General features: G+C 42.9%; 28 protein-coding genes and 3 pseudogenes. 20 read left to right on the top strand and 11 right to left on the bottom strand.

Annotated features, from left to right (window positions below):
• Positions 1-3: 3 nt before the first annotated feature.
• The gene (gene gloA, locus R7Z77_RS07695) at positions 4-390 is read right to left on the bottom strand and encodes a lactoylglutathione lyase (RefSeq protein ID WP_005376490.1); all 387 of its coding nucleotides are present in this window, start codon (positions 388-390) and stop codon (positions 4-6) included.
• Positions 391-601: 211 nt separating this feature from the next.
• On the opposite strand from gloA, the gene R7Z77_RS07690 reads away from it, so the two are divergent.
• Entirely contained in the window at positions 602-1,030 is a 429-nt protein-coding gene (locus tag R7Z77_RS07690) for a PaaI family thioesterase (RefSeq protein WP_005376488.1), read from the top strand.
• A 26-nt stretch (positions 1,031-1,056) separates the two neighbouring features.
• A complete protein-coding gene (locus R7Z77_RS07685; RefSeq protein WP_005376487.1) occupies positions 1,057-1,446 on the top strand; it encodes a MazG nucleotide pyrophosphohydrolase domain-containing protein in 390 nt (129 codons plus the stop codon).
• Positions 1,447-1,489: 43 nt separating this feature from the next.
• Here the strand turns inward: R7Z77_RS07685 and R7Z77_RS07680 are convergent, their stop codons facing one another.
• Positions 1,490-2,365 (bottom strand): universal stress protein, encoded by an 876-nt coding sequence (locus R7Z77_RS07680; RefSeq protein WP_005376485.1) that lies wholly within the window; start codon positions 2,363-2,365, stop codon positions 1,490-1,492.
• A 215-nt stretch (positions 2,366-2,580) separates the two neighbouring features.
• On the opposite strand from R7Z77_RS07680, the gene R7Z77_RS07675 reads away from it, so the two are divergent.
• The 7 genes and pseudogenes from R7Z77_RS07675 to def all read left to right on the top strand — a co-directional run bounded on the left by R7Z77_RS07675 (position 2,581) and on the right by def (position 8,481).
• The gene (locus R7Z77_RS07675) at positions 2,581-3,924 is read left to right on the top strand and encodes a magnesium transporter (RefSeq protein ID WP_213967536.1); all 1,344 of its coding nucleotides are present in this window, start codon (positions 2,581-2,583) and stop codon (positions 3,922-3,924) included.
• Positions 3,925-4,213: 289 nt separating this feature from the next.
• Entirely contained in the window at positions 4,214-4,756 is a 543-nt protein-coding gene (locus tag R7Z77_RS07670) for an AAA family ATPase (RefSeq protein ID WP_047101468.1), read from the top strand.
• Between the two features lie 107 nt (positions 4,757-4,863).
• Positions 4,864-5,874, top strand: a pseudogene (locus tag R7Z77_RS07665) (AGE family epimerase/isomerase); the annotation flags it as partial.
• Position 5,875: 1 nt separating this feature from the next.
• The gene (locus tag R7Z77_RS07660; RefSeq protein WP_318136635.1) at positions 5,876-6,223 is read left to right on the top strand and encodes a hypothetical protein; all 348 of its coding nucleotides are present in this window, start codon (positions 5,876-5,878) and stop codon (positions 6,221-6,223) included.
• A 1-nt stretch (position 6,224) separates the two neighbouring features.
• The gene (locus tag R7Z77_RS07655) at positions 6,225-6,764 is read left to right on the top strand and encodes a tetratricopeptide repeat protein (RefSeq protein ID WP_033906511.1); all 540 of its coding nucleotides are present in this window, start codon (positions 6,225-6,227) and stop codon (positions 6,762-6,764) included.
• Positions 6,765-7,275: 511 nt separating this feature from the next.
• Entirely contained in the window at positions 7,276-7,740 is a 465-nt protein-coding gene (locus tag R7Z77_RS07650; RefSeq protein WP_017635325.1) for an ABZJ_00895 family protein, read from the top strand.
• 234 nt (positions 7,741-7,974) lie between these two features.
• Entirely contained in the window at positions 7,975-8,481 is a 507-nt protein-coding gene (def, locus tag R7Z77_RS07645) for a peptide deformylase (RefSeq protein WP_033906512.1), read from the top strand.
• Between the two features lie 72 nt (positions 8,482-8,553).
• On the opposite strand, the gene R7Z77_RS07640 is transcribed toward def, so the two are convergent.
• Positions 8,554-8,961, bottom strand: a complete 408-nt coding sequence (locus R7Z77_RS07640) for a helix-turn-helix domain-containing protein (protein WP_021707542.1) — start codon at positions 8,959-8,961, stop codon at positions 8,554-8,556.
• 84 nt (positions 8,962-9,045) lie between these two features.
• Between R7Z77_RS07640 and R7Z77_RS07635 the strand changes: the two genes are divergently transcribed.
• From R7Z77_RS07635 to R7Z77_RS07620, 4 genes are all read left to right on the top strand, one after another.
• Complete coding sequence (locus R7Z77_RS07635) at positions 9,046-9,549, top strand: DUF2938 domain-containing protein (protein ID WP_033906514.1); 504 nt, start codon at positions 9,046-9,048, stop codon at positions 9,547-9,549.
• Positions 9,550-9,775: 226 nt separating this feature from the next.
• The gene (locus R7Z77_RS07630; protein WP_213967535.1) at positions 9,776-10,804 is read left to right on the top strand and encodes a phospholipase A; all 1,029 of its coding nucleotides are present in this window, start codon (positions 9,776-9,778) and stop codon (positions 10,802-10,804) included.
• A gap of 93 nt (positions 10,805-10,897) precedes the next feature.
• Positions 10,898-11,356 carry a hypothetical protein gene (locus R7Z77_RS07625; protein ID WP_033906515.1) on the top strand — a complete coding sequence of 153 codons (459 nt, stop codon included), beginning with the start codon at positions 10,898-10,900 and terminating at the stop codon, positions 11,354-11,356.
• 328 nt (positions 11,357-11,684) lie between these two features.
• Complete coding sequence (locus R7Z77_RS07620; protein ID WP_033906516.1) at positions 11,685-12,689, top strand: metal-dependent hydrolase; 1,005 nt, start codon at positions 11,685-11,687, stop codon at positions 12,687-12,689.
• Between the two features lie 40 nt (positions 12,690-12,729).
• Here the strand turns inward: R7Z77_RS07620 and R7Z77_RS07615 are convergent, their stop codons facing one another.
• The 4 genes from R7Z77_RS07615 to R7Z77_RS07600 form a co-directional block, all read right to left on the bottom strand.
• Entirely contained in the window at positions 12,730-13,122 is a 393-nt protein-coding gene (locus R7Z77_RS07615) for a hypothetical protein (RefSeq protein WP_005376463.1), read from the bottom strand.
• Between the two features lie 489 nt (positions 13,123-13,611).
• Entirely contained in the window at positions 13,612-15,372 is a 1,761-nt protein-coding gene (locus R7Z77_RS07610) for an ABC transporter ATP-binding protein/permease (protein ID WP_033906517.1), read from the bottom strand.
• Positions 15,373-15,489: 117 nt separating this feature from the next.
• The gene (locus R7Z77_RS07605) at positions 15,490-16,017 is read right to left on the bottom strand and encodes a DUF6795 domain-containing protein (RefSeq protein WP_033906518.1); all 528 of its coding nucleotides are present in this window, start codon (positions 16,015-16,017) and stop codon (positions 15,490-15,492) included.
• 252 nt (positions 16,018-16,269) lie between these two features.
• On the bottom strand, positions 16,270-16,884 hold the full coding sequence (locus R7Z77_RS07600; protein ID WP_005376459.1) for a PolC-type DNA polymerase III: 615 nt from the start codon (positions 16,882-16,884) through the stop codon (positions 16,270-16,272).
• A gap of 356 nt (positions 16,885-17,240) precedes the next feature.
• Here R7Z77_RS07600 and R7Z77_RS07595 point away from each other — a divergent pair.
• The 5 genes and pseudogenes from R7Z77_RS07595 (at position 17,241) to R7Z77_RS07575 (ending at position 20,890) form a co-directional block, all read left to right on the top strand.
• A pseudogene (locus tag R7Z77_RS07595) lies at positions 17,241-18,100 on the top strand (immunity 49 family protein).
• 137 nt (positions 18,101-18,237) lie between these two features.
• Positions 18,238-19,314, top strand: coding sequence for a threonine aldolase family protein (locus R7Z77_RS07590; protein ID WP_033906520.1), 1,077 nt, complete (start codon positions 18,238-18,240; stop codon positions 19,312-19,314).
• 82 nt (positions 19,315-19,396) lie between these two features.
• Positions 19,397-19,657, top strand: a complete 261-nt coding sequence (locus R7Z77_RS07585) for a DUF5062 family protein (RefSeq protein WP_005376453.1) — start codon at positions 19,397-19,399, stop codon at positions 19,655-19,657.
• Positions 19,658-19,880: 223 nt separating this feature from the next.
• The gene (locus R7Z77_RS07580) at positions 19,881-20,375 is read left to right on the top strand and encodes a YcxB family protein (RefSeq protein ID WP_033906521.1); all 495 of its coding nucleotides are present in this window, start codon (positions 19,881-19,883) and stop codon (positions 20,373-20,375) included.
• A 344-nt stretch (positions 20,376-20,719) separates the two neighbouring features.
• The gene (locus tag R7Z77_RS07575; protein ID WP_162564176.1) at positions 20,720-20,890 is read left to right on the top strand and encodes a hypothetical protein; all 171 of its coding nucleotides are present in this window, start codon (positions 20,720-20,722) and stop codon (positions 20,888-20,890) included.
• Positions 20,891-21,200: 310 nt separating this feature from the next.
• On the opposite strand, the gene R7Z77_RS07570 is transcribed toward R7Z77_RS07575, so the two are convergent.
• Both R7Z77_RS07570 and R7Z77_RS07565 read right to left on the bottom strand, forming a co-directional pair.
• Positions 21,201-22,397 (bottom strand): lipase family protein, encoded by a 1,197-nt coding sequence (locus tag R7Z77_RS07570; protein WP_033906522.1) that lies wholly within the window; start codon positions 22,395-22,397, stop codon positions 21,201-21,203.
• Positions 22,397-22,945 (bottom strand): DUF6795 domain-containing protein, encoded by a 549-nt coding sequence (locus R7Z77_RS07565; protein ID WP_033906564.1) that lies wholly within the window; start codon positions 22,943-22,945, stop codon positions 22,397-22,399. Before R7Z77_RS07565 ends, R7Z77_RS07570 begins: the two co-directional genes overlap by 1 nt.
• 352 nt (positions 22,946-23,297) lie before the next feature.
• Between R7Z77_RS07565 and R7Z77_RS28890 the strand changes: the two genes are divergently transcribed.
• Positions 23,298-23,495, top strand: a complete 198-nt coding sequence (locus R7Z77_RS28890; protein ID WP_033906523.1) for a transposase — start codon at positions 23,298-23,300, stop codon at positions 23,493-23,495.
• A 234-nt stretch (positions 23,496-23,729) separates the two neighbouring features.
• Positions 23,730-23,882, top strand: a pseudogene (locus R7Z77_RS07560) (YcxB family protein); the annotation flags it as partial.
• Between the two features lie 119 nt (positions 23,883-24,001).
• Here R7Z77_RS07560 and R7Z77_RS07555 read toward each other — a convergent pair.
• Both R7Z77_RS07555 and R7Z77_RS07550 read right to left on the bottom strand, forming a co-directional pair.
• Positions 24,002-24,715 carry a helix-turn-helix domain-containing protein gene (locus tag R7Z77_RS07555; RefSeq protein WP_318136634.1) on the bottom strand — a complete coding sequence of 238 codons (714 nt, stop codon included), beginning with the start codon at positions 24,713-24,715 and terminating at the stop codon, positions 24,002-24,004.
• A 22-nt stretch (positions 24,716-24,737) separates the two neighbouring features.
• The coding region (locus R7Z77_RS07550; RefSeq protein ID WP_318136633.1) for an IS5 family transposase at positions 24,738-25,307 on the bottom strand (570 nt) is incomplete at its 5' end.

The raw sequence follows: 25,307 nt of genomic DNA, 5'->3' as shown, positions 1-25,307 counted from the left end.
TCGTTATTTTTGAGTTTGGATGAGCTCGATTTGGTAACCATCGGGATCTTTAATGAACGCGATGTGAGTTTCTCCGCCTTTCATTGGACCTGGCTCGCGAGTAACGTTGCCACCAAGCGCTTTAATTTTTTCGCAAGCGGCGTAAATATCTTCAGACCCCAGTGCCATGTGTCCGAATGCGTTACCCAAGTCGTAACTGTCGGTGTCCCAGTTATAAGTTAGCTCGATGGTCGCGCCATCTGGTTGATCAGGGTTACCAACAAACACCAGTGAGTAACGGTATTCTTGGTTTTCAAAACGATCCAAAACACTCATTCCCAGAACTTTTGTATAAAATTCGATAGATTTGTCTAGGTCAGCTACACGGATCATCGTGTGGAGAAACTTCATAAGTCGCCTTTTCATAACGTTGCGTAATCACTATGCAAACCATATCGCCACTCTAAATAAACTGGAAATTATCGTTAATTATTAAAATGATTATTTAGTGTTATGAAAAGCGAGGTTGCTGGCCCTGCAACATGCAAACAAAGATTACTCGCCGTTTCTTTTTAATTGTTGGCATATGCTAATTACTCTTTTGAGAAACCGAGTAACTATCATGTCCACAAACAGCTACTGTCATTACACTCACGAATATCATCATCAATGTGCGGTTTGTTCTTCAATTAATGTGAATCCGAACTCTTTGGCCGTGAACTACCAATACCTAGCCGATGGTTCTGTTGTCGGAGAGTTTCACGTTTTACCGCGTCATCAAGGTTACACAGACCTGTTGCATGGTGGTATTGCCAGTTCGCTTCTCGATGGTGCAATGACGCATTGTTTGTTATCTAGAGACATTCAAGCCCTTACGGCGCAGTTGGATGTGCGCTACCATGCACCTATTCAGTTAGATGATCGAGTCACGATTACTGCACACTGTGAAGGTGAACGACGCGGTATATATCAACTGGTGGCTCAATTGCGGGTCAATAGCGAAGTTAGAGTGACGGCTAAAGGGAAGTTTATTCGTCCTAAAAAGGCATAAATAAAAACGTGTTCTACGGAGAGGCAATGAAGAAATTTGATGAGCTGTATGCAATTGCGACGAGAAAATCTCAATATGACCAAACCAACACTTGGTTTAAAGGCGTAGAGACTTATCTGGAGGCCATTGGCAAAGAAGTTGATGAAGTCCGCGAAGAGATTCGTGAGGATCGCCTTTGTCATTTGGAAGACGAGTTAGGCGATGTGTTGTGGAACTATCTTAACGTATTAAAAGCGCTGGAAAGAGAAAAGGGTATAGATCCTGAGAAAGTACTCGAAAGAGCCTGCAACAAATACGATCAGCGTGTATCTGCGATTGAGTCGGGACGCAGTTGGGATGAGATAAAACAGCAGCAGAAACAAGCCTTGAACGCAGAGCATGAAGCCGCGCAGTTAGAAGATGTAAAGAGCCAATAACTGCGCTTGGTATTGAAAGGATAGGTTAATAGAGAATACCTAGTCAGCCCTTGGAGCTGTTGACCAACAGTAGGTCACAAGGTGGTTGATCAAGTAACGTGTCTACAGTGCTGCCAGACCAAAATTGAGATGACATGCTTCGTTTACATGCCCCCATAATCAAAATCGCTGCTTGTGATTGCTTAACTGCTTTTGGTAACGCCGTTTCAGGGTTTCCTTCCGGTAATAGTAATGGAACTCGCGTTAACTTTTGCGCAGTAATAAAATCTGTAATGCCTGCTTTTTGATTGCTTAATATCTCTGCACGATAGCGAGAGAGGTATGGCGCGACGTATCGGCAGTAAACGAGCGTCATTTTCCCGCTTAAGGTTTGTTCTAATTTTGAGCCTCGCGAGACGATGGCTTTATCTACTATCGACTTTTCATCCCCTCGATGAAGTGGGTCGATTGCACAAAGCATGTTGGCGTGAGAAGGCCATGAACGCTCACTCAGTAGCAACAAGTCGCAATCTTGTTGTGCTAGTTCTGTGAGCATCGTTTGAATCTCGTGTTTGTTAAAGTGTCCCACGAGCAGTAAGTCAGTGTGGTCAACAAGTCGTTTCGCAACTTGCTCAACCCAATGACTCCCTTTGAAATGCTCGTAAGAGAGCGTTGGCGTTTCAAGCTCTTCTTCTTCACAAAGTTCGACAATTAATGCGTTGAACTTTAAGGTCCAAGCTTCAAACTCAGCTTGTCTTTTTTCTATATGGTCAGAGTTGAAACTGAGAAAATGAGCGAATGCGTGATCTTCACTTCGGCGATGGTCTTCCACTAAAACCACAATAGGCTGAGCCAACGCTGTCGAAAATTGAATCACTTTACGAAGCACCTTACGACTTGGTAAGGCGGCCTGCTGAGTCAGAAAAAATACAGGTGCCATTGATTACTCCATTATCAAACAAGGCGAATGAGCCTGACACACATTCAAGTCTATACCATGAACTGATGCAGAGGCGTTTTGTTTCTGCGAGCGAAATATAAATTCCGCAATTAAGTCAACTATCGCCTAGAATTTTAACATCAAGAATTCATGCCTTCGGATAGCACATATCGTCAATGCGGCGAATGTGGTACTGAAAGCTATAGGTAAAAGTAATGATAGATTCCAACCAATTGCAAATTAACCGCAAAGTGCCACATTTGCTTGCTGAGATCATTAAAGCGATAGAATCGACCGAAGACTTGAGCTTTTTGAAAGACTATCAAGAAGCACAGATTGCGAACATTTTGGAATCGGTCAACATTGCTTACCGTAAGCGTGTCATAGAAGCAGTGCCGCCTGAGAAGTATTGGACGGTATTAAATTTGCTCCGATACGACACCGCCAAGCACATTCATCAATCACTCAATAAAGACTTACAACATGAACGCTTGGCGTACATAACGGATTCAGAACTGATCATCTTTGCGGACTTTCTACCGACCGAATTTGTAGATGAATACCTTATTGATCAAAGTGAAGAGTCTGTCGCGCATATCCAACAAGCATTGTCGTATGAAGACAACAAAGTTGGACGTTATGCCGAGCCTCACTTTCTGGTCGCAAACCCTAAAAACAGCGTAGGAGGCATCAAAACCGAGCTGCTAAAACGTGGGCAAAGTCCAGTGCGGTTGATTATTGTGCGTGATGCAAGTGGTGTGATTGGTACGATAGAGCCGCAAACCCTGTGGCTGCATGAGAACCATACCAAACTCACAGACTTGACCGTAGTCACGCCAATTCTGGAAGATATCCAAACGATTCAAAGCGTCAGTAAACAGGTCTCGATTGATGGTGGAGCGCATTGGTTTCCTATCATGGCTGGTGGCAAAATTATGGGCGTTTTGTCGATGGCGACCATCGCGATTACCTTGCGTGAACTCAGCCTACAAGCTGTAGTGGCAGAAAACGTACGAAGTGAAGAAGATTTGTTCACACCATTAACTGTGGCGACAAGGCTAAGAGCACTTTGGTTGGTGATTAACTTGCTGACCGCTTTTGTTGCCTCTGCCATCATTGGTATTTTTGATAATGTGGTCGAGCAAGTTGTAGCGCTTGCTATCTTAATGCCCGTTGTGGCGAGTATGGGCGGCATCGCAGGTAGCCAAACCTTAGCGGTGGCCATTCGGGGTATCGCACTAAACCACTTGCACCAAAGTAACTTGAAGCTATTGGTGAATAAGGAATTAAAAATCGCCACCATTAATGGTTTAATTATGGGATTGGTGATCGCGGGTGTCGTTTACATGGTGTTTGACTCTTTGCCATTGGCGCTTATTATTTGCTGTGCCATTTTCCTCAATAGTTTGGCGGCCGCGGCATCGGGTACGTTGATACCATTCACGTTGAAGAAGTTTAACATTGACCCCGCCGTGGCTGGCTCGGTAGTATTGACGACCGTTACCGATGTCGTTGGTTTCTTTGCGTTCTTAGGCTTAGGTGCCATTTTCTTGATATAGATATCCAATTGACGCGTTAACTAGCAGAACCAATCGCACCATTTCCCAACCCAGTATTTTGGGCGAGCTTGCTTCACTCAGCATTCCTCCGTTTTCCATAACCGATGAACACGTCGTTTCGGTTCTTACTTTGTATATCTCTTTACTGCCCAGTTCTATTCCCCAAATTTCCCACTACCGATCTCGCTTAACGCTGGCGTGCCAAATGCCAATTTCAAACGCCAGATGATGCCCATTTTCTTGGCTGTACACGCATTACTTCACTCAAACAAAAAATAAGGAAACAATTTTGAATAAACTCATCGTATTCACTGGTGGTCCCGGTGCAGGGAAAACTTCGGTAATCGAACAGCTAAAAACACAAGGCTTTATCTGCGCGCCAGAAACCGGTCGTCACGTGATACAAACGCAGGTTGCCAATCACGGTTCAGCATTACCTTGGAATGACAAACAAGCTTTTCGAGACGAAATTATGAAGGCAGAAGTGAGCAATTACCGAGCTTTCAATGTCCACCAAGGGAATGTGTTTTTTGATCGCAGTATTGTGGACGTATATGGCTACAGTAAGTTGGAACAACTGCCAATCTCGCATGAGCTCATCACGCATTGCCAGACGCTTCGTTATCATTCTCAAGTGTTCATTTTTCCACCTTGGGCATCGATATTCAGCAATGACGAAGAGCGAAAGCAAGATTTTTCTGAAGCGGTGGCTACGTATCAACAGATGGTCAACGCTTATCACAAATTTGGTTATCAATTGATCGAAGTGCCCAAAATGTCAGTCGAAGACAGAGTAGCGTTTATTCTCGGCTCAGTCATCGAACAAGGCTGAAAGATGATTGATGCAAACAAATGAGTAAGGCTATTGTGAGCACGACAACAATATGCGTAAAGGGAGTTATTTATACTGGATAAAATTCAATAACTTAATTGAGTGTTATGTCTTTTAAATATCTTACCTTATTGCTCGCAACGACGAGCATGAGCAGCTTTGCTGATGTAGGCCTGCCTTCGGGGGATGATTGGTTAAACCATGTGACGAATGGCCTAGCCCCATATTGGATGATGGAAAGCGCGCATGGACAACCTGCGGGGAATTTTCCGACTTTTCGTTGTGATAACGGTGTCATTCTCGACCCACAAAAGCCGTGTGAAGAATTAAACAAAGGGTGGATTAGCCCGCACTTCGATCGCGAATACACCCGCATGAAATCGCGCCAAACTTACGCTTATGGCGTACTTTTTCATCTTACGGGTGACAAGCAAGCATTAGAGCTGGCAAAGAAAGGGGCTTATTACCTGATTGATCATCTACAAGATGAGAAAAACGGCGGCTTCGTGAGCTTTACGCGTAGTGGAAAACCGGGGATGGAGTGGCAACAGCGAACTTCTCAAGACCAAGCTTACGCCTTGGTGGGGTTGGCGATGTACTACTACTTAACGCAAGATCCAAAGGTTGAACAAGCACTTATCGACCAGCAAGCGTTTATATTTAAACAATACCGACGAAGCGATGATCGCGGTCTGGCGTGGGTTTTGAAAGATGGTGATGGGGAAAGTGAGAAGCAACAAGAGTTAGTCGCTCAACTTGACCAAATTAATGGCTACCTGTTGTTAACGGCGCCACTTTTACCAGAACCAGCGCAAGCCAAGTGGAAGCAAGATCTGCAATGGCTGATGCAAGTGATGCTAGATAACTACCATTCCGTCAAAGAGCAGCGTTTTTATGGCGCGATACACCACAAAGCGGTAATGATGCCAGATGCGAAACACAATGATTTTGGACACACCATCAAAGCGTATTGGATGACGTATCTCACTGGTCAGTTGTTGGAGAATTCCAATTGGACAGAGTTTGGCTTCAAAGGAATGAAACACACACTTAAACAAGCGCAATACCAGCAAAACTTTGAGCAAGTCAAAGCGCGCTTCTCACCAGAAAGGCAGAGCTATGCTTCTCTTTGATATTATCCGACAAAACGTTAGAGTACTAGCTAATCGAGTACACAATGCAAATCTAGAATCATCTGGCTGCATTTTGATTGTTAATGTGAAGTATTTGAAAGTCGAAAGGGAATATGGGAAAGCTCCTCAACTATCTAGAGTTTCATTAGCAAGTATAATTCCTCAAGAAGACAAGTATAACTTTGATTCGAGTGCTTATGTTCGTGGTCAAATTGCCAATATGTGTGAAGCTAGTGCTAAAGCTCCGATCAATACAAAGTTTCAAATTGTAAGCGGTCAGTATGACGATTCATACTCGACAGCAGTCTTGTTTATCAAATGCACATGGGAATAACATGAGAATTGTTAACGTTTTATTAGTAGTGCTCCTTGTTACGGCATGTAACGATACTACGTCAAAGTTTGAGGCAACTAAAACGACAGAAAGCCTCCTAACTAAGAACCGAGAAGCTCCAGAGCAGTTGTACAGCGAAGCAAATAAATTTTATGAACAAGGTGATGTGCAAGGAGCAAAGTCTTTATTGATCAAAGCTATCGAAGTGGATGATGTTCATAGTAAAGAGCTTTTAGGGATAATCCTTCTGAAAGAGCCAAAAGTCATGGATGTTAAGCGGGGCTTTTCTTTAATCTCAGAGGCTGCTGATGATGGGTTGGCGAGTGCACAATTTTATTTAGGATCATGTTTGTATGATGATGGCTGTGGTTTACCTGAAAATAAGGTGCTTTCAGCCTATTACTTGACGCAAGCGTTAAATAATGGTGAAGGTGGTGCACAAATGCTACTTGGATTTCTAGATGAAGAAATAGGTGACACTGCGATTGATCAAAAAACATATGCGGTAGAGCTGAATCGCTATATAGAACAGCTCAATTAATATTGCGGCTTAATGTTTTATAGGGTTTTAATCGAACCTCAAACAGAGAGTGCTGGACTTCTACAAAGCAGTAGAAGCCACAGCGAAGCTGCAACAATAATCGAGTGTGTAATAGAAAATAAAAAGCCGTCAGAACCACTGGTTTTGACGGCTTTTTATTCTATGACAGGTAGAGACTTCAATTTTCAGCGTGATAGGTCCATGAAAACTTAAGTGAGATTCCAATCACGTCGCATGATCTCACTAGTGTCATTGGAAATAAATGAATTGTTTCTGATACATAGAACGTATTAACATGGTTGCACTGGGCCCTTATGAGTAAATTCATTGAATATACCATTTGAGAGAGAGGGTTTAATTTTAAAAATAACAGTTAGTTGGAATCTAGGTTAAATGAAAATAAAACTATTTAAAAAGCTACAAGTTGTATTTCTTGTGGTGTTGTTTCTCTAGGTTGTCCAAGCGGAAGCATGATCTAAAACGCTTATTTTATTCAAATAAATGGAAAGAAATGAAAGTGGAATTAAAAAATAACTATTCAGAATCAGAAATAAACCAGCCACCATCGGTACTTCTTGTTACGTCTCTGTTGTGTCTGGCGTCCGTTTGTTGGGCTGCATTGCTGTTGGCCATTGAATATATTGTTGGGATAGAAATGAGTGGTACAGGCTTTCTTAGCACGTTAATCCCAGCCATGAGTGTTGGTTATTACTTCGGCTACAAGACTGGAGATGTAATGCCATCAAAAACAAGATGGTATGCTGTTTTACTGTGGACTTTAGCAAGTTTGGTAGTGTTCTCTCTTATCTTAATGTCGTTAGATATTTCTCCGTTTTATTTATTATCTGAGCTCGGTGGGGTAAGTATTTTTATTGCTATCATAATGCTAATAACGATTGGCATCGCCTACTTAATTTTAAAAAGTGGTGAGAAAATGGCGATTAGAGTATTACTCAAAGCCAAGGAAAGTCAGTAGATAAAATACAACAAACGATTCAATTAGGATCATGACAAGACGCCAGCCATAATGTGCTGGCGTTTTAGTTTCCTGTTTGTAGGATTTTTTGTCTAAAAGGCAAACCCATTGATTGTGTTGTAGTTTGAGTTAATGGTTTATGCCTTGTGCGCAAGATAGCTTAGCAGGTTTATGTATCGAGAAACGTGTGTATAATTCGCCACGAATTACGATTTATAGATATGAAAGGTAAGTATGGCAGTCCTCGAAATTCTCTCCATTCCAGACCCAAGGCTTAAAGTAAAAGCAGAAAAAGTCACTGATGTATCGACACTACAAACGCTGATAGACGATATGCTAGAAACACTTTACGCAACGGGCAATGGTATCGGTTTAGCTTCAACCCAAGTAGGCAGAAAAGAGGCGGTTGTTGTCATCGATATCTCTGACGAACGCAATGACCCTTTAATCTTGGTTAACCCAGAAGTGGTGAGCGGAGAAAACAAAGCACTTGGTCAAGAGGGATGTCTCTCTGTTCCTGAGTACTACGCAGATGTAGAGCGTTACACGTCAGTTGTTGTTTCTGCACTAGACCGTGATGGCAACCCGATTACAATCGAGAGCGATGAGTTCTTGGCGATTGTGATGCAGCACGAAATTGATCACCTATCTGGTAACTTGTTCATTGATTACCTTTCACCGCTGAAGCAAAAAATGGCGATGAAAAAAGTGAAGAAGTACGTAAAAGCGAAAGCTAAGTAATATGAGAGGAAGTAACCCTCCATGTCGAGTTACTTCCTTTTAAATCAAGAATAGGAAGGTAGTGAGAGCGGTTTATCTCTGTTTTTGGGGGACATAACGCTTTACGACCTTCATAAGCCTTTGAAATGAAGAACAGTCCATATGTGACTCATGAGGGCAGGTGGCAACATGGTTTAGGCTGTCTCGCACCGCTTTCAAACGTTTTATTTGCTCATCAATCTCAAGTGCCTTTTTCGTTAGTAAGTCACGATCGATATATGGCTTTGAAACTTCTGATTGATTCAACATTTCTGCCATTTCGTTAAGCGATATTCCAGCGATACGCCCCAAACTAATTAAATTGAGTGTATTGAGTACCTCTGGTGAATATTGGCGTCTCAATCCATTCCTTCCTATCGAGCGAATTAACCCCAGCTGTTCGTAATACCTGAGCGTTGAAGTCGGCAATCCTGATTTTCTAACCACTTCTGCAATATCCATATTATTCCCCATTGACTTCAAGTTGGCTTTAAGTTGTAGCATGCAACTAAGACCTTAACAAATCAAAAACTTGAGGAGAGAAAAATGCTGCTTTTAATGGGATTGCAAGCGGTGCTAATAGGGATTGGTGCCACTTTGATAATGGATTTATGGGCATGGTTACAAAGGAGAGTGTTTGGTATTCCTTCATTAAACTATGCGTTGGTTGCGCGCTGGGTTTTGTACATGCCCCAAGGAAAGTTTATGCATGCGCCAATTATGGCGTCAGAGGCGATGCCGGGAGAAAAGTCACTTGGCTGGTTTTTGCATTATGCCATCGGCGTTACTTTCGCTTTGGCTCACGTTACTGTTTTTGGTCATCATTGGTTGGTAGAGCCCAGTCTAATGCCCAGCTTAATTACAGGCGTGGTAACGTTGATCTTCCCATTTTTGGTCATTCAACCTTGTCTAGGATTTGGTTTTGCTGCGAGTAAAACCCCAACACCTTGGAAAGCCCGTTTTCTTAGCACATTGGCGCATTTGGGTTTTGGTTTGGGTTTATTCATAGCCGGGTTTGCAATCAAAGTTACGAGCCAGTATTTTGCATAGAGAACATGAGCATCATGCAAACGAGTGGTTTTTATCTATGATGCTCAACTCTTGGTTGTTTTTTGCGCTTTGATCATAGTTGACCGATATGTCTAAAGTCTGTTGCATTTATCCAAGACGTAAAGTCGGCGGACATTTAACATTGCCTTAACGTCAGAATGGCAAGCGGTTTACCAAGAAAAACTAAAATTATCTGGTTTGACATAAAGAATATTAAGGGTTTCAGATGGCTTCAAAAGTGGCAGGGATATCAATACTGAGTTTATTGGCAGCGCCAGTTGCGATGGGAGAAACAGCCAGTGCTTATGATTTATGTTTGCTAGACAAAATAAAGCAAATCAAAGGTGAAGAAACCATAAAGAGCATTCGCGCGCAGTGTGAGCTTGACACAGTAACCAGCACAGTGCCCGCTGATCCAGAAATTGAAGAGCCTGAAGAACTTCAGGAAAGTTTGGTCGACAAGCGTTTGGAATCAGAACGAGAAAACGCGTTCGAACCGTTTAGTCTGGTCGCGCATCGCGTTAACTATATTCTTCCGTTTACATACAGTGATCGTGTAAATAAACGCGCGTATGCCGACACCAAATACGGCGATGAACTGCGTAAGGAAGAGGCGGAGTTCCAAATCAGTTTTAAAGTACCAATGAACTATGATGACTTGTTGTTTGATGGCGATGGTCTGTTTTTTGGAATGACTCTTAAATCATTTTGGCAGGTATATACGGGTGCAGCATCTCGTCCATTCCGTGAAACCAATTATCGTCCAGAGCTTTTTTACTACACCCCAACTGACTGGAAACCACTTGATGGTTCGACTTGGTTAGGTTTTGGTATTGAACATGAGTCTAACGGTCAGAGACAGGAGCTATCGCGCAGTTGGAACCGTGTCTATGCCAACGTAACCTTTGCAAAAGACAATTTTGCGGTTTCTATCCAGCCTTGGTGGCGTATACCTGAAGATGAAAAGACATCGCCTAATGATCCCAAAGGTGATGATAACCCGGATATCGAAGACTATATGGGACACTTTGAGCTATCGAGTGCTTACAAGTGGAATGGTTACGAGTTTACCTTTTTAGGTCGCCAGAACTTTCAAACACATAAGGGTTTTGCAGAACTGGGAGTGTCATTTCCGATTTGGGGCAAAGTTCAGGGGTACGCACAATACTCAGCGGGTTATGGTAAGAGCTTGATCGACTATGATCATAATCAGCAGCGGATTGGTGTTGGTATTGCAATCAACGGTGTTTTGTAGTTTTTCGTAGATGGATAGAAATTAACACTGGCAATTGAAATTTCAATATTTAGAATGCGAGGCTGAAATTGATTTCTAACCTAGAGTGATTTTATGCTTCGTGATTACACCTTCGATTGTCTTGTAACTATGCCTCGCCATGAGCTGGAAGAGTTTAGTGCTCGTATGATCAGTAAAATGGTGCCAGAAGACGTGATGAATGATCTGTTCACCTTTGATCAAGAAGAAGTGGATAGTGAAGACCGCATGTTGTCTGCACGTCTTGATGCAATGCTACGCATGACAGCAATCGCACTGAGTGAAATTCAACAAGCGTTTGATGACTCAGACAACGCAAAGCAAAATAGCGAGCGAATGACGCGATTGGTGCTTTGGCATTTCTACGCGATCTCATTCCGTTTGGAAGAGGCCATCACGCTAGAAACACACTGTGCTCTAGTGGAAAAACTAATCGAAAATGCACCTTCGGATGTTTTTGCGTGGGTAAAAACATTGACGGATCTGCTGCACACTTACGCTGAAATCAACGCGAAAGAGAATCCTCAAGACTAAACACCTGTCGTTTATCGTTCAGTAAATTAGAAACAAGGCGAGCCATTTGGATCGCCTTGTTTTTTCGCGTCAGATAAACCTTCGGGTTTGAAATACCAAACAAGCCTAGACTCAGATTTGTTCGTTCACTAGCGAACGGCGTGATTCCTTCTTACACTAAATCAAGGTGTTTGTTGCTAAACAAGCAAATGCATGACTAAGTCGTGTATTGTTTTCCACTTAAATGCGGATAATTTATGTCGAAGAACCTTCTGGTTTTTAAATTGGAACCGACTATTGAGCGTGTACGCTTTCCAGCTGAGCTTCATCTATCTAAAGGAAGTGAACGATGGATCCGTTAACGCAAGGTTTATTGGGTGCAGCTTTGCCACTGGCCGTGAGCAACAAGCGAAACCTTGCAGTTGTTGGCGTGTTGGGCGTGGTCTCTGGGATGGCTCCGGATTTAGATGTGCTCATCCGTTCTTCAACTGATCCTTTGCTGTATTTGGAATACCATCGCCAATTTACTCACTCGCTCTTGTTTATCCCGTTTGGTAGTTTCATTTGTGCTTTGTTGTTGTATCCGTTGTTCGTAAAGAAGCGAGGACTATGCTTCCGGCAGAGTTGGTTTTACTGCGCGCTTGGTTATAGTACCCATGCGTTATTAGACGCATGCACCAGTTATGGAACACAGCTTCTATGGCCGATAAGCAACACGCGTTATGCTTGGAACACTATTTCGGTAATCGACCCCGCGTTCACACTCCCTATTTTAATATTGCTTTTGTTTGTTGCACTGAAGCGAAGCCCAAACTATGCCCGCATTGCATTTTTATGGTGCCTGGCTTACCTAAGTCTTGGAACGATACAACGAGATAGAGCAGAAGTAGCTGGTTGGGAAATCGTCAAAGAGCGACAACACAACGCTATACAATTAAAAGCCAAACCAAGTTTCAGCAATCTTTTGGTTTGGAAACTAATTTATGAAACGGAAGAGAGCTACTATGTAGATGCCGTAAGGGTGGGGCGTTCAATAAAAATTTACCCTGGCGAATCAACTCCAAAGTTAAATATAAAAGAGCAATTTCCGTGGCTAAACCCGCAATCGCAACAAGCAAAAGACATCGAACGTTTCCGTTGGTTTTCAAACGGTTTTGTAGCGACGGATCCGAATAATGAAATGCGAATTGTTGATATGCGTTATTCCATCGTACCAAACCAAATTAATGCGTTATGGGGCATCAATCTATCCCCAAAAGCCAGTGCAGACGCGCACGTTGAATACACTGCTCATCGAGGAAGTACTGCAGAAGATCGCCAAGTTTTTTTCAACATGCTTACGGATTTTGAGTGATGGTTTTACTTTGGATGTCGATGCGGTTTCGTAATAACTATTACGCAGACTGAAAGTCCTTTACTAGGGTCGGCTTGCTAGCGAAGAAAATCTTGCCAAACAGGGACTTGTACTTCCAGCCAAGAGACAAAAGCCGTTTAGCTAAGTTCTTGTTTTCAATGATTGCAACCTCAACACCTTGGTAGTGGTAAGGATTGCTTTTGATGTAGTCGATAAATGCAGTAAGCACGCCTTGCCCGCGAACGGAGGGTGCAAAGTTGACTGCTACAATAGAAAAGCGTTGGCTACCTGCTGGGCAACGGACTAAACAGTGCCCAAGAGGATGAGTAATAGTCTCAGAAAATTCAGGAAAAGGGCGAGACTCAAGCTCTTGAGAAAGCGCATCGTATCGCTGACATAGATAAGAAAATAGTTGTTTCGCTTCGCTGTTCATATCGGTGCCGCTTTTGTGTTGCTTGGTTTAAAGGCATTGATGTCTCGAATATTGTAACCATAGATAGCAACACAAAACGCGGTAAACTTTTTCAGTAATGATTTCCTATTTTTGAAACCTGAATTGTTACAAATGAAGTTGATTGGGTTTTATATGGTGGTTGTGAACGAGTGTTTCTAGTTGAAGGGAGAATACGCTGGTTACTGGAATTCCTTTGTTAAAAGGCGAGCTGCTTGGTTTAATGCCGCTCGTTTAACTGCGAGTGGCATCTTTTGTATTTCGTCACCTTGTACAGCGACGATGGGACATGATGTGGGATCTTCTATCCTAGCTCTTCATGGTCTAAAATATCTCATTAACCACTCAGAGCGCAGCTATTAGATTCCTAGTCTCGCAAGGGCTCGCTGGACTGACACAAAAACATCGTTAAACTCCTGTTATTAAATTATTTGGTCCGCCTTTGCTTATTTTTGAGCGCTTAACTAGGCGTTACTCCAAGTGCTTAAATTGCAATGCCACAAGTCGCTGATACAACTCACAGCTTTGCATTAATGATTGGTGGTTACCAGCATCGACTAATTCGCCATTGTCGAGCACCGCAATTTTATCCGCATGTTGGATAGTCGAAAGACGATGAGCAATAATCAGCGTTGTGCGTCCTTTCATTAGAGCTTCAAGTGCTTGCTGAACGTGATGTTCACTTTCACTATCAAGGGCGCTGGTAGCTTCGTCTAGCAGTAAGATTTTTGGATCTTTTAGAATCGCGCGAGCAATCGCAATGCGCTGCTTTTGTCCGCCCGATAGCCTAACGCCGCGCTCCCCTAAAAAGCTGTGATAGCCTTCGGGAAGCTTCTCAATAAACTCATGGGCATGGGCTTTTTTCGCGGCTTCGATAACTTGTTCATCCGTCGCTTCAGGATTACCGTAGCGAATATTATGGAAAACATCATGGCTAAACAGCGCTGGTTGTTGTGGTACGAGCGCCATTTGACGTCGAAGCTCGTTTGGATCGAACTGTCGAATATCTTCACCACCAAACAACACTTGCCCTTTTTGCGGATCATAAAAGCGTTGCAGCAGTTCGAATAGTGTTGTTTTACCGGCACCAGAAGGGCCGACCAACGCCAACACTTTTCCTTGTTCAGCAGTTAGATTTAACTCTTTGATAGCTGGTTGATTTGGGCGAGAAGGGTAGTTGAAACTCACCGAATTAAAGTTAACCTCAGCAGGCATGTCGGCACGGACAGGCAAATGGTTGCTTGGCGCTTTAATATCACTGGCTACTTGAAGGATCTCAATCAGCCGTTCGGTAGCACCTGCGGCTCTTTGCAATTCACCCATGACTTCGGAAATGGTTGCAGTCGATGAGGCAACCATAATGGCATAAAACACAAATGCGGCTAGGTCACCCGCAGACATTTTTCCGTGAATCACATCGCTGCCGCCTATCCAAAGCATGCCTGAAATCGCGCTGAACACAATCACAATAACGCCTGATATCAGGATCGCTCGCTGCTTTACTCTCTGTCTGCCTACTTCATAAGCTTTTTCCACCTCGACAGCGAAAGCCGCTCGTTCATGCGACTCTGAGCTAAAACTTTGCACGGTTTTAATATGTTCTATCGCTTCTCCAGCGTAGCTTCCGACATCGGCCATTGAGTCCTGACTTTGGCGAGAGAGAGCACGCACGCGTCGTCCATAAAACAAAATTGGCACCAAAACCAAAGGCACAGAAGCAAGCACAATCAGCGTGAGCTTAACGTTGGTAGCGAATAACATAATGATGGCACCAAAACACATCAAAGCGCTACGCATCGCCATCGAGAACGATGAACCAATAATGCTTTGCAGCAATGTGGTATCGGTAGTCAGGCGCGACATTATGTCGCCGCTACTGTTGGTCTCAAAATAGCTCGGATGCAGCGTAATCACATGATTAAACACCGCAAGGCGAATATCCGCACTAACGCGCTCACCTACGGCAGAGACAAGGTAAAAGCGAAAGAAAGTCCCAATGGCAATACACAATGTGACACCGACAATAAACTGAATCGCATTGGTGAGCTCTTGCAATGATTGCTGAGCAAAGCCTTGGTCGATAAGAATGCGCACTCCATAGCCAACGGATAACGTCAAACTTGCTGTCGCGACAAGGGCAACCAAGGCTGCCGCAACCCGCCATTTATAAGGTGCAATAAAGGTGCTGAGTTTAAGAAGAATGCTGAGATTTTTGTTATTTTTTCTGCTCATGAGTGACTCACAAAGCGTTTTAGGTACCTGGCATAGTAAGCCAGTTTGGTTGGTGAGACCAGCGAACTACCGCTTTCGGATTAGGAAGTTGAGGAGTTTGATAGAGTAAACATTACTCTATCTGTTTACTTTTAAGTAATCACTTAAGTCACATTGACTACTTACGGAATCCCCATGGGATTGAAATTCAAACTTTCTGATGGGGTTGGTGGCTTCGCAGTTTAAATTAGACATATTTACTCTTTCCTTCATACCGATGACATGATGCCTGAAAACTCCTTTCCAAATAACAACCTTTTGATTGGCAACGGTTGTGGTCACTTCTACACTGCATATTGTTTGAAATAGACCGTCGAAAATACTTAGAACTTTATTCCTTTTTCTGAAAACAGGATCAAACTTGAATTCCCCATTTGTATTCGTGGTGAAGCTACGTTCGAAAGAACGATTTTCTGACCGAATGGTAAGTACTACATTTGCATTCTTTATGGGGGTATCGTTCTTCGTAATACGTCCTTTTATGCTTGGTGTAAACTCTTGAGCTTCCTTACCAAAAAATAAAAAGCCAACAGCAAAAACAGAAATCAGTACGAGTATGAGTAAAGCTGCAAACTGTTCTAAGAACAGAAAAACATTGTTGATCATCGCTTACAAATCAGTAGTCAGTGAATACACCTCGAATTGTTGCGTATTGTCTCGAGTGACTATAGCGAGTATCTAAATCGGTGAGACATAATTCACGATTTTTTTAGAAGTTTTGGAGGATAGAGTGACCCAGGCGATCTTTGTTTTGAATAAGAAGCACTGCGATATTGACAGATATAGCCAATATCGCATGTATATCGAAAATCACTTAAACGTCGAAGAGACTAGAATCAGCTTTTAGTTCGGAGGGGGTTACGCACGGCTTTTGGCGAGTAGCAGGTCGACTTTTCCTTTGGCTGTTTTACTGACCGTTTGCATCAACTGAAAACTTGGTTTTTCGACGCCTGAGTTTTCTATCCCTTCGACCATTAAGAGCCAAAGCTTGGCTGTCATTTGCGCATCGGCTAGTGCTCGGTGGAAAACACCGTCGTTGTCGATATTTTTATAGCGAACAAGTTCACCTAGCTTATGTGATGGGGCTTCTTGAATGAGCCGTCTTGCCACTAGTAAGGAGCAAGCAAACTCACCCGAATAACCACAGTTGATTCGTTCAAGCTCCGCATCTAAAAATCGTTTATCGAAGGACGCGTTGTGAGCGATAAGGTTTTCGCCTGCAATGAACTCACTAAATGACGCCATTACCTCTTCGCAGCTTGGTGCCGATCGCAACATATTGTTGGTAATGCCGGTGTAGTTCTCAATGAAAGAACTCACTCTGAAACCGGGATTCATGAGTTGCTGAAAACTATCGACAACCTCGCCATTGACTAACTTTACTGCACCAATTTCTATTGCGCGATCACCTAAAGTAGGAGAGAGACCTGTGGTTTCAAAGTCGAGTACGACCACAGAGTTTGCTTGAGGCATAAAATTTTCCAGCTGAGTAATATTGCGCAAGAGTATTATCGAAAGCGACAGAAAAAGAAAGGCGAACACAATGGTGAATATCTGTCTATCTTTACTCCACAAAGTCAGTGTTCGTCGTCCACTGTTTATGGACAGGTACGTTCTGGCTTACCCATCGCGGCTTGTGCGGTAGCCTTATATTTCAAATGTTTTTCGGCTTTTCGATTCATTTCAATTAAGCATTAACTTTCGATACAACATACTGATTATAAATTGATTTTATAAATCAACTTCGGCATCATTCACGGCTTGATTTTGAGTATGAATATCATCACGGCAAAAAATTAGAACAACTTATAATGAGAGGCTAGGGAACGATGGAACCAATGAAGAATCATTATTTAGAGATACCTGAAGAAAGAAAATTGCGTATTTTTCGTGAAGAAGATGAAGATTTCTACAGCTTCTGGGAAAGAATGCTTGATGAAAAACAATCTTTTTATAAGCAACCTCTTAAAAGAATGAAAGGCGATGCTTGGGATTCGCTTGAGGCATTCTTCACCGCTTCCGAATTCGGACAACATCAGGCCTCGCCGCTTACATAAAAAGGGCGCTTGAGTTACTGAATAACGTGTACTTGCTGGCCAATCATTCAGACCAAGTGGTTGAATTTTCCGTTGGGCACCGACACTTTTCGGAAGTGGGTAACCGTTCTGTTGCAGAAGGAACAATGGATGCTTGGTTGGATGAAATCTGTTTAGCAATGGCAGCGAGAGATTGGCGCTGCGTAGAGCTGATGACCATCATGGATGAGTCGTTAGTTTCTATAAAGACGCCGTTTAATGTTGCGCTAGTCGAGTTCGTTAACGGTGTATTTAGCAATTCATCAGCGTTACCTGAGTTATTGCAAACTGTGATGGAGAAATCTTCTCCGCAATACTTAGAATCAACCAGAGTGCCATATGTACACTCTTTGTTTATTCCATTTGTGAATGTGTTTGTTGCCATTATCGATGGCGATGAGGCACATTATCAAGAGGCACTGAGGGATGCGTTAGAGGCGCATTACCAGTTCTACATGAATGAAGATGTTCGCTATTCGCCAAAAGGAAATGTTTCTCTGAAACTGACTGGTCTTGCTGCATTAGCATACGATAAGTATGGCTGGACGATTCCAGAAGCCGCATATTTACCTAAATGGCTTGTTTACGGTGAGCATGATCTTTGTTCTGCGTAAATCACTCTTAAGTTAAATCTATGTCCAACCGGAGGTTCAGCACGGAGGCATACGCAGAAAATACATCGCGAAAATGCAGTTTACGCCTCCGTTTTAACAAGTTACATTGTTGAAGCTTTGATTCAAAGGACAGAACAATGAGTGCCCACCTAAAACAGCTTTGTCATATCCATCTCTCTGGTAATAAAGAAGATTCTCCAGCCGAACACTTTGCGAAAATGACAAAGTGGTGCGAAGAGAACAACGTAAATCACGATGTCTACGGTGAGGGAGAAACGATTCAAGCGTTCGAGCAAAAGGTTGCCGATCTGCTGGGTTACGAGGCAGGGCTTTTTGTTGTAACAGGGACGATGACGCAGCCAACGGTGCTTGAAATTGTCACAAGACAAAAGCGTAATCCTATTGTCGCCATGCACGCATCTAGCCATATTCCGGTGCATGAAAAACAAGGCTATCAGCTTCAACATCGCTTTAGTATTTTGCCAGTAGGGAACCCTTATCAAACATGGAAGCTTGAGGATCTCACTGCTTGGCCGGATGAAATCGCAGCCGTTCTTTATGAACTCCCGATGCGAGAAATTGGTGGTCAGCTACCTTCATGGCAAGAACTGGAAGAAATCAAAGCGTACTGCGCCGAAAACAAAATTCATCTCCATATGGATGGCGCAAGACTTTGGGAAACCGCAGCTTACTATCAGAAAGAATACCGCGAGATCGCCGCTGGTTTTGATACGACCTATGTTTCACTTTACAAAGGCATCAACGGCATGGGCGGATCTATGTTGCTTGGCTCAAAGTCGTTCATTGAACTGGCTTCAATGTGGATGAAGCGGCAAGGTGGCAACCTCTATCACAGAACACCTTATGTGGTGTCTGCGGCAATGCAGTTTGATGAAAGGTTGTCACAAATGCCGGCTCTGTTTGAGCGAACAAAACAGATCTACAAGATCATTGAAGAGTTCCCATCTTTGGCGGTGAGACCAACCCAGCCTCAAGCAAACATGTTGCACCTTATCCTGCCATTTAGCTGCGAAGAGTTGAAAGAACTCCAACACACGTTTGCCACGGAAAAGGGCATTTGGTTTGGTAACCCGCAAGTCACGGCACATCCAAATCAATCGATTGTTGAATGGTATATTGGTGACTACCTGCTCAATCTTGGTGATGACGAATTAAGGTCGTTTTTCAATCAGTTACTCGGTAAGAAGGCATAAACTTATCAATATGCGAGCTTACTAACACGCCATACGCGACACTTCATGTATTCTTAATTGAAGCGAAGAAGAGGATTTATCAATGTCAAAAAGCTCCAAACTTCACAATGAAGACAAACTGGTTAAGAAGGCACTAGAGATTGGTGGGAAGATGGCGAAGCTACAAGGCTTTGACCTTCCTCAGTCACCACAACCTCTAAGAGTAAAAGCGATTTACCTATTCTTGGTTGATGCCAAACAGATCACCCCATTACCGGAAAGCAAGCTAGACGGCGCAAGCATCAAACACCGACTGGCAGTCTGGATACACAGTGCATTGCCAGACAACGACCCTCTAAAGTAGAAAACCTCATAAGTCATATAGGTCATTAATTAACAAGGCGAGCCAAATGGTTCGCCTTGTTTGATCTTGGCGAGTGCACCGAGGTCTTCTAATGTTTCGTTATCATTGATTTACAAAACAGTATCAAAAGGGCTAAAGATAAAGCCAGAGAAGCGCTACAATGCTCGCGTTGCAAGAGTGCAACCAAGAATACTCATTTACAGAAGCCTTGAAGTAACCATACATGTCTAAAGATTTCGAATTCACTACAGAATACACGCTCGACAAGCCATTTTTTGCTGAGTGTTATGATCAAACTAGCCAGCCAGTTAAGTTCCCGCAAGCGTATTTGAAAGGGATCCTCTTTCTAATTTTTGGTGTGGTTTTATTGGAGTTTGAACTGCTACCTAACGGTTACGTCGGTTGGTTCTTTATCGTATTGAGTGTGATTGAAGCGTGCAGCGTTTACTTCAAAAGAACTTGGTGGCTGTGGCGTCAAACCATCAGCTCAAGTCGCGGCAGTAAAGTGGTGTTTGAAGTGAATGCAGATGGCGTACGCTACAAAAGCGGTAAAGTTGACCGCAGCCTCGCTTGGAATGATATCGACCAACTCGAACAAACTGATTTGGGCTTTATCCTTCACCTTGGTAAACAACGCCAATACATCAGCAAATCTTGCTTAAACGAAGAAGTGATCGCGTTTATGGTAGAGCAGCACGCGGCATCAAAAGCGAGCTAACAAAAAAGCGAGTCCGTGGGTTTGCTTTTTTGATCTTAGAGTTTGATGCTTATGGGGTAGCTCTGATTCAGGCTCAAAATCTGAACCACTACACTCGGTGTTTCTGGTTGCGTCTTTCCAGTATATGGACTCCTTAAGTGTGCTGCGGAGTTAGTGTGTAAACTGAACCAAAAAAGTGACAATGAGATAGTTTATTGTGAGCCTACAGTGATGACGCCAACTTCTAGAGCATTTTTGCTCGATTACTATGTTCGGCAAAGGTTTGACATTCGTTAGTTTGTTGGGTTTTCCCTAATAAAGTTCATGTGGCCAGTGTTGGACTTATGCGTCTAAAGGTAACTTCTATGCGGAAGAAACTTATTCGATTTGAGGGGGCTATCCATGGAATTGCGATTCGAGCCCCATGGGAGGCGTTCGAAGCTTTAGGTAAAGTAGCCTATGAGAATGGAGTGTACAGCGAGAATCGAACCTACATCATCATCAGCTTGGAAGGGGGCGCAGTTCGGGTTTTGTAAGAGCCATTTCCCATTAAATCTATTTAATGTCAATTGTTTAAGTTACTTTTCCAACAGAAATCCAAAAACAGTTGAAACTGTAAACCTACATTTTGGCTCCTAATCACGAATTTGAAAATAGTGAAAAATTCATTATTTTCAAATTCGTTTTGATAAATCGCGACCCGATTTGGTTAGAAAGTTTCATCTAAAAAGTGCTTAATAAGAATCCCATTTAGCGGCGTTATGTCAATGTCACCAGTTAACTTATGAGGTGACGAGTTCACCTCTAACTAAGCATTCACGTTACTATGCCATTGCAATGGTTAGGTTAACTTAGCAACGATATCGCTTGTTTAGATACTCTGACTAGTCGTCCAATGGTTCTTTCGAAAACCCATCTAATGAATCGGGCGGATAGATCCTCAACGATGGTCCCATAGTGACCGGCAAAAACAAGCATATGGCCTAATAAGCCTTTTAGTTGCTCTTCATTGCGCTTAGATGATTTAGCAACGGCTTCTAGCTTTCTTGAAAGCCAATCATAAAAGGTCAAGCCAGCAATCACGCCTGCTTGAATCGTTACCGTTGACAAAAGAGCCACATCTTTCAAATAGGTGATAAGTGCGCCCTGTATTCTATCGGCCCAATACTCCGAAAAAGAAGCTTGATTTCGTTGCTCATACTTTAGACGGATAGGGGTAAATAAGTGGTCATTCGATTTCCTCTTCAACGCTCCCCAAGAATCCGAGGAAGCAGTGTTTAAGTAACCCGGATTTTTGTTTCTTGCCATCAAATGGGCTGATATGCTTAACCCAGTGCCAGAGTCCAAGCGGTACTCGCCTGTTGAGATTGGAGCATGAATAAATGGCCAAAGCGGTATTTTGGGTACAGGATCAGCACCATGCGTACATCGATAAACACCATCGTTTAGCTTTTCCGATGAGCGTGCGTATGCTTCCAGACCAACTCTAGGAGCGCCAAAGGTGTATAAGGTGGTTCTGACCTTCATCTCATTACGCACCCAATCAGCGCAAAGTGATGCGAGTGCTCCACCTAAGCTGTGCCCAACGCAATGTATACGTTTTGGTTTAGGATTCATCTGCATAATATACTGCTTCAACTTGGGGCTAAGACTTTGAAAACAATTGTTGAAACCAGCATGAGCGGGCGAACCGTTTGGTGATCCTTTCACCCCTATATTCGCATTTGTGATCCAGTCATTAGCATTTTGTGTTCCTCGAATTGAAATGACAATTTCATTCTCAAATGTAGAACCTTTACCAGTGCCAACCACTGCAAACGCCTCTGAAGTTCTCATCAAGCCAGGGATAACTTTACGCAATACCGGTACATTGGATAAACCCGCTACACCGCCTGTAAAACCATCAAATACATCATCTTCAGAAAAAGAAAAGTGATTTGAAAAACTGTTTTTGCCCGGCATGATAAAACGGCCATTATTTTCATAAGCTTTGTAAGGAATATCCGCTATTTCTGAAGCCATTTTTGGTGTTAACTTTGCCATTACGTGTCCTTATTTAGTAATATTTTTTCAGAAAATCCTTTCAAATCACACCTACTAATAATTTCAAGATCGAGGCCATTCTCAACAAATTTATTTTTAAAAAAGTAACGATATTCGTCCGAATTAATCTCACAACTTAAATCAAGAAGATTATCTGAAATAAATTCATAGGGTTTCACGTCAGAAAAGCGAGCCTCTAGTAAGTAGTATTTTTTGCCATCTACAAAAATGTAAATACCAATGTAGCTAGAGGATTCATGAAGGGCAGGTTCTTTAAACGTCTGATAGTGATATGTAGGTTGGAAATGAAAATAACCATTTTCTGACGTAATTGTCTCGGTGATATAACGGTTTTTAGAAAAAGCCGTGTGTAGATAAACTACCTCGCTAGTAAACGCTTTCCCGTCTAAGTATAAGCGACCAGTGATCTCTGAGCTAAGTATGTATTGAAACTTTTTTAATTTGAAGAAATTAAACATATCTGCGTTACAACCTGTTGAGAGCAATAATATTGTGGCACTCATAAGGGAAACCAGTATTTTAGTCATTTGTTTACCAATATTGTACATAGGTCAACCCATATCCACGCGTGAGACGATACTATGTCCTAATGCTCTCAAGTGCTAGCCTAGGACCGCCCCAATTCTCAAAAATAAGTCATGTCAAAGCTTATATCTAGGCATACTTTAAAAAATAATGTAAATGACATGTCTATTACTTTCATGGGGTAAACATAAGTAGACTCCCTCTGGCAAAAAAATACCGAGCTATTCGTTAAAGTACCTATCCACGTCCATTTCGTAAGCTTGCATACTCATTGTCTCATTCTGAATTCTTATCATGAAGACCAGTTAACAATAGCTACCGCGAAAATGGTTGTTTTTTTATAACCGATAAAACATGGCGCCATCTCAACTTTTTCAGCACCATTGCTATATCACAGCGAAAATACCTCGAGTTCACTATAAAGCTCATCGATGTGCCTGGGCAGGTTGGAGTGGTGTCAAAGATGAGCTTCCGAAAGCGAATGTTACTCTCGACTGGTTCCATATTGTGCAGTTATTACACTGGCTGTTGATGACGCTCGAAAAACAATGACATGCAAAAAGCTCTTCGTTGGGCGGTGTTAAAGGATGCTGAGAGTCCGATGACAGATAGGCAAGTACAAGCTTTAGTTGACTAGAGCCAGTAAGAAAAGTCCTAACAACCTTAGAAAAGCACCCAGAGAGAATACTTCAACGTTGGAGCTCGACCTATGCTAATACCGAGAATTTGACTGACCGAGGCACTGAATACTGTGGCCGTGTTGAACAGCATGATTACCAACTCTACCTAGCTATCAATGATATCGACCAATTCGAACAAACTGATTTGGGCTTTATCCTTCACCTTGGTAAACAACGCCAATACATCAGCAAATCTTGCTTAAATGAAGAAGCGATCGCGTTTATGGTAGAGCGGCACGCGGCATCAAAAGCGAGCTAACCAACTCACATCAAGCTGGAATGAGCGATCGAAAAAGTAGGTGATATATGATCGAACATTGTAACAAGTATATGGTCGATTCTGAATCAATTGGGTTTGATGTAGAAAGCTAATAAGGTTTAGAGGTTTCTCTTTCGGACATACTGCTTCGGTGTCATGCGCGCAATCTGCTTACACTCTCTAGTCATGTGTGCTTGATCGGAAAAACCTTGCTCTAGCGCCAACTCCGATAAAGTAAGATCGGGTTGCGCTCGGAGTTGCTCTAAAGTGTGCTTAACTCGTTTAATGCGTTGGTAATGTTTAGGAGTAATCCCCAACCATTTCTGAAAATTGCGCTCTCTCTGGCGCTGACTGATGGTCCCTGTAGGTTGGTCAATAATGTGGCCGACATACCGCGGTTCATATTCGTCAATCAGTGTTTGAACCCAGCGATATAACGTAGAAATCCTTGCATATGGCGAACGCGCTGTTTGCAGAGACTCAAATGTTGCTAGCGCAGAAGAAGCCAAAGGGTGGTCGTCTTGAATCCGCAATAGCTGTTCTAGACGTTTACCAAATAGTTGATAACTAACAGCAGGATGAAAGCGTACGCCAGTCATCACCGCACCTGGCGGTAGGCAGACCTGATGTGCCAGAATGCTTATAGGTAGTAGGACAACCCCTGGCGTTTGCCACTCACCATCCATTTGTACTTCATTCTGTAAAATGAATACCACACCTGTACCAGCATCACTGAGTAATTGTTTACGTACGGTTTGCGTCGTATCAGGTTTGACGGATGCTGACCAAATGGCTTGAACAGGCTTTGTTGCGTAATTCAGACGAGAAACCAAACCTCCTAAAGTTGACCGACTTTTATACAATATACTGAGTTTCAGGCATACCAAGCCCTGTAAGTTTGTTCAGTGCTTTGATCATGGCGTAAGTCTCGCCAACCTGAGCGTTGTAGTTTCTCAGGCTTAATTTTCCACCTAACAACTGTTTCACCCGATACATTGCTGTCTCTGATAGCGAGCGCTTATGATAGCCATACCGCTTTTTCCATTTCTTGTTGGAGCCGTAGAGCTTCTGACAACCTACTGCTAAATTGCGAGGGTGTCCTTGTTCCCAGAAGGTAGCCCCTTCTCGTGGCGGGATAAGCGGAACCGCTCGCTTGAACCGTATAGCATCATGGCAATTCCTTGTGTCATAAGCGCCATCACCTGATATCTCAACGATTTTACGACGTGTCTGCTTGAGTAAGTTGGGGAGCACTTCGGCATCGGTTACGTTAGATAAGCTCAGCTCTGCTGCGATTATTTCGTGGGTGCGTGTATCTACTGCGATATGCAGCTTACGCCAGACTCTGCGCTTCCCATCAGTTCCATGCTTCTTGACCTTCCATTCACCTTCGCCATAAACCTTGAGGCCAGTGGCATCAATGGC

It is taken from the genome of Vibrio sp. 1401, from assembly GCF_033340295.1.
This window is presented reverse-complemented; position numbering and strand designations above follow the sequence as displayed.